The sequence below is a fragment of the Rossellomorea vietnamensis genome (assembly GCF_008180415.1).
GTDB classification, from domain to species: Bacteria; Bacillota; Bacilli; order Bacillales; family Bacillaceae_B; genus Rossellomorea; species Rossellomorea vietnamensis_C.
The window spans coordinates 213,276-225,005 of the sequence record NZ_VTEI01000004.1 but is presented as its reverse complement, the minus strand read 5'-3'; the positions used below and the strand labels follow the sequence as shown (position 1 = coordinate 225,005).

Genomic DNA, 11,730 nt, shown 5'->3' with positions numbered 1-11,730 from the left:
GAGACCACATTTTTAAGAAACTCCATCATTGTGCAACTACATATAGATAGGTAATTTTGATGAGTTATTGAAAAGTTTAACATTAGTTTCCTATATATTTTTTTCAAAGTTAATAATCATCTAGCATTCTTGCAATTTATTAAGTAAACTATGGGAGTATGGCATGAATTACCTATAAATTCAAATAATACGGAGGTCTTTATGGAAATTAACAAGATCTTTAATGAATTATTAAATAATAAGAACTATACATCATATGTAATGATTGAGACTTTAATTTTCAATGTACTAGCTAAATATTGCGAAGATAATAACAAAGAATTCATTCCCAACTACAGACTCAAAAACACCCCCCATCAAAAAGTTTTTGAATTTGATGCAATAGCACCAGAAGGAATTAATAACCTTGAAGGAATAACAGTATTTGAAGTTAAGGCTTATAGGAATAAAAATTCCTTAAGAAATCTAAAAGATACAATTTATAAACTATCAACCCTGATTAATTATTCTGAACAAGAGATAAAAAACTTAGTATTTATTATTTCTTTAAATCTAACTGAGGAGGAAAAAAGAAAGTTTTTAAACAACCTTGAGACTGAGAAAGAATTAACTATTGAGATATGGGATTTAAATATTCTTCAAGATATATTTAAGAAGTATCCAGGTGTAGTATCAGAAACTCTTGAAAACATCTCTCAATTAGTTTTAAATAATCAGCTTCTAAATAGTATAAACAATGAACCAAATAATATTGGAAATCATAGGGAAAAATATATATCTGAATTGAGAAAGTATTTTTTCGAAGATGAATTAGTATTATTTTTAGGAGCAGGGGTTTCAAGAGATGCTAAAATTCCAATGTGGGATAATCTGGTCACAGATTTGTTAGTCTCTCTATTAAGTAATAAACTTGAAGAATTTAATATAAACTTATCTGAAAGTGAAAGAGATTATATTATACAAAATTTAAAAGTTTCAAATGGTAATTCACCCCTCCTTTTAGCCCGGTATATACGACAAGGTCTACAAGAAATATTTACAGATATATTAACCGAAATATTATATAAGTCCTGTATTAATGAATCTAACTTGTTGACTGCCATTACTAAGCTATGCAAGCCAGTAAGGAATGGTATTGGTGTACGTGGAGTTGTAAATTATAACTTTGACGACTTGTTAGAGTATAACTTTTCAGAACATGATATTAATCACCGTGCAATCTTTAGAGAAGGGGACATTCCTTCAAGGGATGAGTTGGGAATATACCACGTACATGGTTTTTTACCTAGAGAAGGTGGGAATTATTCCAACCTTGCTAAAAGCCTTTTAGTTTTTTCAGAGGAAGGATACCATAATTTAATGCTTGATCCTTATGATTGGTCTAATTTAGTTCAGCTCAATTATCTTAGGGAAAATACTTGTTTATTTATTGGACTCTCCCTAACAGATCCCAATCTAAGAAGACTCCTTGACATAGCATCAAGAAAACAAGAAAGTGATATTTCTAAACACTATGCCATATTAAAGAGACATTTATACCATAATATTGAAGATCCTCTAATCAACATTGAAAACATCAAAAAATTTGATCTAGTAAATCAAAACTTACAAGAAGAGTATTATAAAGAGCTAGGATTAAACATAATATGGGTGGATGACTACGACGAAATCCCTGGAATATTGGATAAGATAAGGCAGTAACTTTCCATCACATTAACTATGAATCTTTCTTTATCGATATCAGACTCCTTATCCAATTTATTCAAAGGATGTAGTGACCCTTTCATTCCATAGAACATTGTATCTCTAGCATAGGAGACCAGGTTCTATGTCCCATCTCATATTTTATATAATAAAACATGAGATGGGACATAGGTAACCTTGCCCTATCTATAAAGGTAGCTATATAGTACAGCAAACTTTCTTAACTATCGCAGATATTCTGTCTACACTACAACTAATAACCCAACAGGTCTTCAATACTCTCCCTCTTCGTATTGTCTTTTTATTTAAATTCTACTTTTTCAAGCTATTTCCAAAAGTATAACACCCTATATTTTACCAATTAACCTTTACCAAAAATCTAAGATACTTAAGAAATTTCTGAGGTTGTGCTTTTTCACTTTCCTCCCCCTCAAACTTACTCTGTTCATTCTTCATGCTCCTTAGTCCTCTCAAAGAGAGAAGGAATCTTTGACGAACTTAAACAAAAAATAGGGTGACTTTTCTTTGGAGTTGAGCCTTTCCTTAAAATTAAACTGTAATCAGAATTGTATTTATTCCGAACTCTATCCAGGTCTTTAAGATACTTGGTATATTCTAACTTTTCTACTTCATTTAAATTAAAGATTTCTGCAATAGACTCACTGTCCCTGATTAATTCTTCAAATTGTTTTTTGTGCTTTGCATCAATTTCAGGGTTGGAAATCAATACTGACTCTTCAAAACTTATACTATTTGTTTCTGGGTAAAAGACAATTCTTTCTATGGGATAGTCTAAAAGCGAACATATTTCCTCGATTATTTTCCTTTTTGATTTGTCAGTATAACTTACAAAGTATAAGTGTATTTTCTTAAAGGATTTAAATTTCTTCTTAAAACTCTCAAAAGAATCACGTGGGATAGAATAATATTTTTCTTTTTCAGCAATCTTGGTATTTAATTCATCCGCTAAATAATACCGCTTTAAGGCATTTATAAATTGGCTGCCAGATATACCTACTTCCGAAAGGATAACCAACTCAAGATCTGAAGTCTGCTCAGTTAATACCCTGCTTACAAATTGGTTGAGCTTTAATTCCCTAGTTTTTGGGAAATTACTGGTTATTAATCGATGGAATCCATTAAAGTCCTCGGCTTTTTTAATATGAAAAAATACTTTAGTCTTATCTTTAAGAGCTTCTTGTATAGTTGTTAAATAATTTTCTAAGTCCTCATTCTTAATGCACTGATGACTAGAGATGACAGCCAAAAGTGGAATGTGATAAGCTTCATCAAAGTTCCTCAACCAACTTACTAAGTCCATTTCAATTTTTTTTATCTCTCTCTGATTGTAAAACGACTGCTCTTTTATCATTTCTACTGCTTTTGGAAAGTATGGTGAATAAACAATATTATCCTCAATCTTTACACTACTCCGAAAACAATCCAATTTTAAATTATCCTTCTCTTTTTCATACCTTTCTTTCAACTTCTTTCTCGTACGTATGGTGTCTAATGTTTTTGTCATAATGTCTGGTAGTACTACCAAAAGATAGTTTCCTTCAAACTTATAAGCGAACAGGTGTGCAGTATTTTCAATCGTATTAATGTCACTTCTTTCAAAAACTTTTACTAATGTTTTTTTATCTTGCGGAGAAAGTAATTTAATATCATAGAATTCCTCTTCAGTTAAGTGCCAATCATTTTCATGAGTTTTGATATTTATTTCATCTAATACTTCATCAAAGTCAAAGGAGCAGCGCTTAAAAGCATTTAAAACTTTTAAAGGGTCACTATTATCTTCAAAATTCAGTTCATTTGACAATTTATCGGATAAATTAGATATCTCCTTTTGAATTAGGTCACTAAAAAATTTTCTGTCAGTGGTGGTAATTAAGGTGCATAAACTATTACTAATAGTTTGATAGACTTCAAATACACTCCCATCTTCAACATCAATTGGATAAAACAATAGCTTAAGTAAATCTTCACCCTCTTTATAAAAAGAATGATAATACTCAAAATAAAGATAGAATAATCTCTTTTCTTCCTCCAATATTTTACTTTTAGTATTAAGTAAAGATACTACTGATTTAAACTTAGTGCTTTCAAAATTAAATACATCTTTAAGGTTTTGGGTAGTTGCATTTTCTAAGAATATTTTTAGGTAGTAAAACATTAATTCTGGATTTTTTCGGATTTTTACTGGGAAAAACTTCGACTCTAAATCTGTAGTTTTCATGGAGTATGGTTTACCTTCAAATAGTTCAATATCATTTTTTATTTTGCTAAAAAAAGTTGTGTAAAAGCTGGTAGCATTGTTATCTATTATTTCATTATCAGACAAAATAAGTTTTTTATCATAGGTGGAGAAAGGGATTAGCGGCAGATAGGTTTCTTTATGTATTGTATCCAAATCCCCAAGTGCATTCGGAAATCTATCTTTATTCACTAAAGATTTTCTGAATTTGTTTATACCAGCGTTAACATCTATAATTTTTCTAAGATAGTTGAGAAAATCAGTTTCTTCTATAAATATAGTTTTTATAGTTTTGTAATCCTCTTTATTATATTTATATATAATTGAAACATATTCTCCTTCTAGCCACTTTTCGTGTTTAACCTGTACCTCTTCCAAGTAACCAAAGGTGATATCTTTAACTTCATTTTTTGAGAACCGTACTAAGAGTTGATTTCCTCGTTGAAGTACAATTCTATCATTTTCAATAATGTTCTTCTGGCCAATTTTTTTATCCGGAAATAAAAATACATTAGATTCATCAATTATCCATTTTAAAAACTCTAAATGATATTTCTTTTGTATATCCTTTATTATTACCAAACTTTCTTTGGCTAGATAATCAGATATCATCTCTGTATCCTCTTTGACTTCCATTAAAAATAAAACTATACCTGTATGAAAGTGATCATAAATTTTCAGATTGTCAATATCACCTTTTCCATCTACAAAGTTATCATGTAATTTAATCGTCAAAATTGTATTTAAATTATTTTTCGTTAGTACTTTAAAATTTAATGCTGAAGTCCTTTTTAACCAACTATTGTAATCAATTTCTATTTGAGGATAGTTTACATTTGTGAATACTATTAAGTTTTCCCAAACCCTCTTTATATTAATAAAATTATTCTCTATTAAAGTTAATAAACAACATAGCTGGTAATACTGATTTATTGATTGGCGTCCATTAAGGAAAGATGGTATAAAGTCTTTAGGTTCAATAGTCCCCATGGACTGGATAATCTTATTGAAAAATAACTTAGAGATATAAATTATAAAGTTCTGTGATAAGTTATTAAAAAAAACTAAGTTATATGTTAAAGAAATAAATTCTTTTAAATCTCTTTCTTTTTCTAGGTGCTCTAATATTACCTCTTCTAGAACTTCTGGTATTTGTTTTTCAAATCTAAACCCTATAACTTTTGTTAAGATGTTCATTTCAACGTTCAAGATAAACTTCTCATTTATTAATTCATTGTCCAGTAACATAAAAGACAAAACTAATTCTGTTTCATACTTCAGTAAATCTACTGCTGTAAATTGTTGAAGTATTTGTTTAATCTTTGGCTTATCATTAAACTCACTATTAAAGTATGCATCTAAAAGAGTATTTAAAAAAACTCCTCTGCCGAGACCATCTAGGTATTTTGAATTTTCGACCAACTCACCAAATACCATATTTTTCTTAAAATAGAAATTAAAATAATTCCTAAATAAAGACCCTCTACCGACCTTTAAATTAAATATATATGGTTCAAACTTTCTTCTCTCTTCCAATAGCCTCTTATTGCTATTATAATGGGTAAAATAAAAGCTTAGATTATCATCATTAATCTCCCCTAAATTTGGTTTTACCATTTTACTTAACAAACTAGTTGCTTTCTTATTGGTAAATACAGAGTTTATTGCTTGATGTTTAGAACTACTATCTACAAAGTATTTATTCTGATTAAAGTAGTTTTCAAACTCACTTTTCGAATCTATCACTTGTGACTGAAAATACTTTTCCCAGTTAATCTCTAAATCTAATGATTCTAGATAGTCGTTGACTCTACTTAGAAGTTTGCTAGCCTTTTCTTTATCTTCTACTATTAAGACTATGTCATCTACGTATCTGAAATAAAAATTAAACCCCTCTTCAAGCTGTTCCTCAATATATTTATCTAATTCAATAAGATAAACTTCTGCTAGGTATCTGGCATAGGCGGGTCCTTGTGGAACACCTTTCCCTTCAAAAGTTTCTTTACTACAACATTCAATTAAATAATCCACCATATTATTGTATTTTCTTAGATTATCATCCGGAAGCAATGCAATTTTTTCTTTTATTGTCTTTGAAGGGCCATGAATCAATTTTGTCTTTAATCTTCCTATATCTATACGTGAATAGAAATTCTTTATATCAAGTTTTACTACATAATGATCCTGGAGCACCTCATCTTCTAACCTTTCCATGATCATCTTTTTATAAATTAACCATTGCTGCATCCATGGTTTAAAAATATTATAATTAGCAAAACTGTTTTCAAATTTATAGCCATAAGAATTATCAGAGAACTCTGTATAATAGAAAGAGTTTAGCAACTTAACCAAATAAGTTGTGATGACTTTGTCTTCAGCTTGCAACGAGTGTAAGACTCTTGTTTTATTATGTTTTTCTAACCTAGAGAATTTGTACACTTCCTTAACGGTATAATTATTTCTATCGAGCACACTCTCAATTGCTTCCTTCATATCTTTCCTATCTAATCTTTCCAAATCTATTTGGGTACTCAGAAATGATATTTCATCATTTTGGTTTGTATATTTTTTTTGTGCCTTAATAACCCGTTCTATCTCAAAATCTCTTACTTCAAAATCTTCAAAAGACGAAATATCTATACTATCTAAAAATCTTAACGGAGTTATATTAACCAATTTTCCTCCATCATCTTCAATATTCCTTATTTTATGGTCACATTTACAATTAAAATCACATTTATAATCATATTTGCTTTTTAAAAAACTACATGTAGGCGGATAAAGATTTAGATTTTCAAGTTTCTTTTTAGTTAGTTCAGGTCTAAAGTTATCCATTAGAGAAAAGAACTCCCACAATAACTCTTTACCGTAATTTTTATTTTCTTTTGTTCTTAATTTATTTAGCAAACCAACAATAATCACCCTCTCACTTTCTTTCATATTATTAGGGTAATTTTTTAATACTTCATCTACTATTGAACATTTCTTAATACCTGTTAAAACTTCCGCTAAGTTCAAAGGCTGATTTAATAAAGCCTTTTTAGTTGGTAAAAATGGGTTAACAGGACCTATCTCTTCCTCGTCGTCGACTTCTTCTATATCCAATTTCACAGCGATTTCCTTATATTCTTGTTTAATATAATTATTTAAAATATCTAACTGGGAGAAAAGAAAAGTTTTATCATCAATGCTAGTTCTCCACATATCTGTAGAATATTCAAATGAATAAATATCGTCTATTAAGTATGAGTATGCTCTGGATTTTTGATGGAATGAAAGTGGAAGCTTCACACCAAACCCCACCTTATTATTTTTACTCGTTTTATTCTTAGGAAATAAATCAATATTGATATTTTCATCTAGATTATTTATTTGTTTATTCAAAATTTTTTCTAACAATAAATATCCCTGTTTTTTTTCTACCGGTTGCGTGAAAACAATCCACAAGTGGATTCCTCTATTTCCTGAAAACTCGCTTATATACTGAATACCCAATTCATCAAGGTACCTACATGTATTACGAACTTCTCTGATTAATAGATCAAAATAATATTCTTGATTTGAAAAGAAGTCTTTCTCGACTACTTTTTTATCTATATCATAGTCTAGACATAACCATATCAATCTCGATTTTAATTGTTGATAGGTTAGATAGCTTTTCTTATTAACTAACATATTATTTATCCTTAGAGGATCAAACATTTTATTTTTGGTACTATATTTTCCTGTTTCCGATTGTTCCGCAAAGTACTTTTTATTAATGACAAAATTTTCGTGCAACTTTTTAGCAATACTTTTATATAAATTATCAGTATCTTTAATCACTGTTTGAATTGAAATTGTAATTACCTCCGCTCGTTATTTCTTATTCAAGAATTATACAATTAATAATCTATATTTTACCATATTTTCAAAAGATTTTATGAAACTTTATATGATGAAACTTCAATAGGTATATTGTTTTTAAAACTGTTACAGGCACATTGTAAACCAGAACAAAATGGTTAATTAAACCAAATGAATTGTGTTACTATTTTAAAAAAGACAATGAGGTTAAAAGCATGATGTTCTCATCTATTCGTTGATGCTTTGTTCTGATCTTGAGTTGGATGTGAAGAAAATTGTTGAGGATAAGTTGGAGAAGAATGGTGTGAAGTACCCTATAGAAAATAAATAATCCAAATTAAACTTGGGACAGGACCACCACCTTGTCCCAGAGTACAATCTGTTAAATAGGATTTTTCCAGGGCCTATTCAAAAACTGCCTTTGTTTATTCTCGGCCAATATAAAGAAATAAGAAAAAATATTTCCTATCCAGATCCACCACATGGTAAGATATTCATATTATTTTTGAAAGGAGGAAGATAAAAATGAATAAAGCCGTGTTTTTAAAAGATTTTCTAATTAGTAATATTGAACATTTAGAGACTAGCTCTTCTTCAGGTACACACGCTATATACCCAACATTCGATTTGCACCCCAGGGATTTCTTGAAATTCGCAAAAAATGAACTAGAAAACTTCACTCAAAAGAAAGATAAATTAATTCATATTATCAATTGCCTCTCGCATCTAAAAAGAGCACTAGATTGTCAGCTTGACTCCTTCTTTCACCACTTTGGTTTGTATTCAATAGTAAGAAAGAACAACCTAAAGTTTGATAAGAAAATGGATTTTTTAAAGGACATAGGTGTAATTGAATCAGCATCACTTTCAAGACTAAACAGAATAAGAAACAAAATGGAACACGACTACAAAATTCCAGATATTCAAGAAATTGAAGTTTATTATGATTTAGTAGTAGCTTTTATCTCAGTAATAGAATCAACAATAACCATGTTTCTTTCTAATTACCATGTTCAAATTGGGTCAAATAATGAGAATTCCTTTAGATTTTTCGATCTAGAATACAAATTTAATGAAGGACCTAAAATTACTTTTTATATTGTTTATCAAGATAAGAAAAAATTCAACTTAGAGGTTAATGTAACCGAAAGAAAAGAATTTGTATATTTCTTAAGAGCATTAATTTTCATGTCAAAATTAGAATATATGAGACATGAAACTATCATTGAACACCTTAGTTCTAGTTCTGAATAATTTAATGTCACAGCGACGTCCCAACATTATCCGAAACATTCGTCGAATGCTAATAGGAATAAAAAAGCCTGACCCCCAGCACGTTAGTACGCCAGGGATCAGGCCTTATTTTCATATACCAATCATCAATTAGCACTCTTCATTTGCACTTTCGTACGCCCTGACTTTCTTGCACCAAGCCGGAAATAAGTAACCGTGAGCGCAAGGACAAGAACGGTACCTTTCACAATTTCAAATGCGTAGTATGGTAAATTCAGCATGGTCAGGCCATTGAGGAGCACTCCTATTAATGCTGCTCCAAAGAAGGTTCCCAATGCATTTGGTTTTCCCGCTCCGAGAACGGAGAATCCGACGAAGACGGCGGCTACTGCCTCCATCAGCAAGGAAGCCCCCGAGTCTATTTGTCCAGAGCCAACCCTGGCTGTAAAGAGAATCCCTGCCAGCGATGCGAAGATTCCGGAGACGACATAAGCAAGGGTTTTCACCTTTTTCACGTTGATTCCTGACAGCCTGGCTGCTTCTGCATTTCCCCCGGTCATGTACAGGATTCTTCCCCACCGGGTTTTATTCAGTACCACGTAAACAGCGGCCACCAATACCAGCATTAAGATGACAGGAACAGGAATTCCCCATAGTCTTCCCTGCCCGATCCAAAGGAAGCTTTGATAGAACTCCCCGGGTGCCTTTCCTCCTGTTGTCAGTTCCATGTGGCTGTAGATAGAATATCCTTCCGTGTATGTGCGGTGCAGTCCGGATATTATATACATGACCCCTAAGGTTGCCAGCAAATCGGGTATTTTAATTTTTACAATAAGAAGCGAGTTAAATAGCCCCACCGCAGCGCCCGCCAAAATTGGGAGAATCAGGACTGCCCAAAGCGGGAGCTGAAACCATACCATCAAAGAAGCTGTAATGACCGTCGCAAGGGACATCGTGGATCCTACCGATAGATCAAATCCGTCCACTATCAGGGTGAATGTTACTCCTAGAGCCAGCAGGGTGACGATGGAAATGGAACGCAGAATATCGGATATATTACTGTAAGAAAAAAATGCCGGGTTCACGATGCTGAAATAAATCAAAATCAGAGCCATCAATAGGATCGCACCATATTTATATACAAACTGAAACACTTGGCTGCTCATCGCTTTCCTCCTTTCCCCCGCTCGCATAAAGCAGGATTTTTTCTTGTGAGGCCTCTTCCCTTGATAATTCTTTTACGATCATCCCGTCATACATCACTAAGATCCGGTCCGAGACAGTGAGGATTTCTGAGATTTCACTCGTTAGATAGAGGATGCCTTTTCCCTGGTCCGCCAGGCTTTGGATCAGGTCGAAGATTTCCTTTTTTGCCCCAATATCCACGCCTTTGGTCGGTTCATCGAAGAGATAGAGGTCACTGTCTGCTCCGGTCCATTTTCCGATCGCCACCTTCTGCTGGTTTCCTCCGCTTAAATGGAGAACCGGGTCAGTGCTTCCGCCTGTTTTCACACCAAAATCTTTAATGATTTTTTCCGCATGCATTTTCTCCAATTTTCTATTCATGAAAAGGAAAGAGGAAAATGATTTTATATGCGGGAAAGTGAGATTATGTTGGATCGACTCATTGATAAACAATCCCTCTTTCCTCCTTTCTTCGGGAATTAAAACTACACCGGCACGTATCGCATCTGCCGGACTTTTAAAGGGGACCCTTTTCCCATTCATCGTTATTACACCTGATTCCGTCTTCGTAAGGCCGAACAGTATTCGCGACAGCTCTGTTTTTCCAGCTCCCACCAGTCCTGCGACTCCTACGATCTCTCCTCTTGAAACCGAAAGATTGGCATTTTTCACTAACCCGCCATCACTTATCCCATCGACTTCTAACAGTTTCTTCCCCGGGACCGTTTTTTGTTTTTCTGTGATGACAAGGTCTTTGCCCAGCATGGCTTCAACAATTTGCTTATGGGAAGCTTCCGTGGTTTTTACCGTCCCAATGGTTGCACCGTCTCTCATGACGGTAATGCGGTCACTGATTTCAAATACTTCCGGCAGCCGGTGGGAAATGAAGATGATGCCCACTCCTCTAGTCTTCAGCTTTCTCACCATGTTAAAAAGGTACTTTGTTTCCTCGATCGACAGCGGGGCCGTCGGTTCATCCAAAATGATGATGTCGGCTTCTTTGACCAGCCCTCTGGCTATCAGGACCATTTGCTTTTGAGCGAGTGTCAATTGGGAGACATATTGGTCTACGAGTATTTGTTCTTCATTTAGGAGTGCCAGAATTTCTTCCGCTTTTCGTCTCAGCTTCTTTTTGGAGACGAAAAAGCCGCTTCCTCCGGCAAAGGAATCAAGCAGGATATTTTCCGCGACTGTAAGCTGCGGCACCAATGCCGTATCCACCTCCTGGTACACACAGTGGATGCCGAGATCCTTAGCCTCTTTGGGAGAAGAGATGCTGACTGGCTTTCCGTCAAGATAAATATCTCCTTCATCATGGCTGTAAGCACCTGACAAAATCTTTATAAGCGTGCTTTTTCCTGCTCCATTCGCTCCCAGTAAAGCATGTACTTCACCAGAGGACAAATGAAGTCCAGCTCCCTTCAAAGCTTTTACTGCACCAAAGCTCTTGGAGATATTTCTCATTTCAAGAAGTGATGCAACCATCTTGTTTCCTCCTTTCAAAG

The 11,730-nt window shown here is 33.2% G+C and carries 6 protein-coding genes; 3 read left to right on the top strand and 3 right to left on the bottom strand.

All coding sequences use genetic code 11. The features are described from left to right. The first annotated feature begins 201 nt into the window (after window positions 1-201). Window positions 202-1,701 carry an SIR2 family protein gene (locus FZC78_RS10885; protein WP_187444897.1) on the top strand — a complete coding sequence of 500 codons (1,500 nt, stop codon included), beginning with the start codon at window positions 202-204 and terminating at the stop codon, window positions 1,699-1,701. A gap of 448 nt (window positions 1,702-2,149) precedes the next feature. On the opposite strand, the gene FZC78_RS10880 is transcribed toward FZC78_RS10885, so the two are convergent. After that, window positions 2,150-7,786, bottom strand: coding sequence for a reverse transcriptase domain-containing protein (locus tag FZC78_RS10880; RefSeq protein ID WP_252183586.1), 5,637 nt, complete (start codon window positions 7,784-7,786; stop codon window positions 2,150-2,152). A gap of 247 nt (window positions 7,787-8,033) precedes the next feature. On the opposite strand from FZC78_RS10880, the gene FZC78_RS10875 reads away from it, so the two are divergent. Then, window positions 8,034-8,138 (top strand): hypothetical protein, encoded by a 105-nt coding sequence (locus FZC78_RS10875; RefSeq protein ID WP_435874087.1) that lies wholly within the window; start codon window positions 8,034-8,036, stop codon window positions 8,136-8,138. Between the two features lie 194 nt (window positions 8,139-8,332). Then, window positions 8,333-9,061, top strand: a complete 729-nt coding sequence (locus FZC78_RS10870; RefSeq protein WP_148939723.1) for a hypothetical protein — start codon at window positions 8,333-8,335, stop codon at window positions 9,059-9,061. 125 nt (window positions 9,062-9,186) lie between these two features. On the opposite strand, the gene FZC78_RS10865 is transcribed toward FZC78_RS10870, so the two are convergent. Continuing rightward, window positions 9,187-10,206, bottom strand: coding sequence for an ABC transporter permease (locus FZC78_RS10865; protein ID WP_148939722.1), 1,020 nt, complete (start codon window positions 10,204-10,206; stop codon window positions 9,187-9,189). Continuing rightward, the gene (locus FZC78_RS10860; protein WP_148939721.1) at window positions 10,175-11,710 is read right to left on the bottom strand and encodes a sugar ABC transporter ATP-binding protein; all 1,536 of its coding nucleotides are present in this window, start codon (window positions 11,708-11,710) and stop codon (window positions 10,175-10,177) included. The genes FZC78_RS10865 and FZC78_RS10860 overlap by 32 nt, the downstream gene beginning before the upstream one ends. Between the last annotated feature and the right edge of the window lie 20 nt (window positions 11,711-11,730).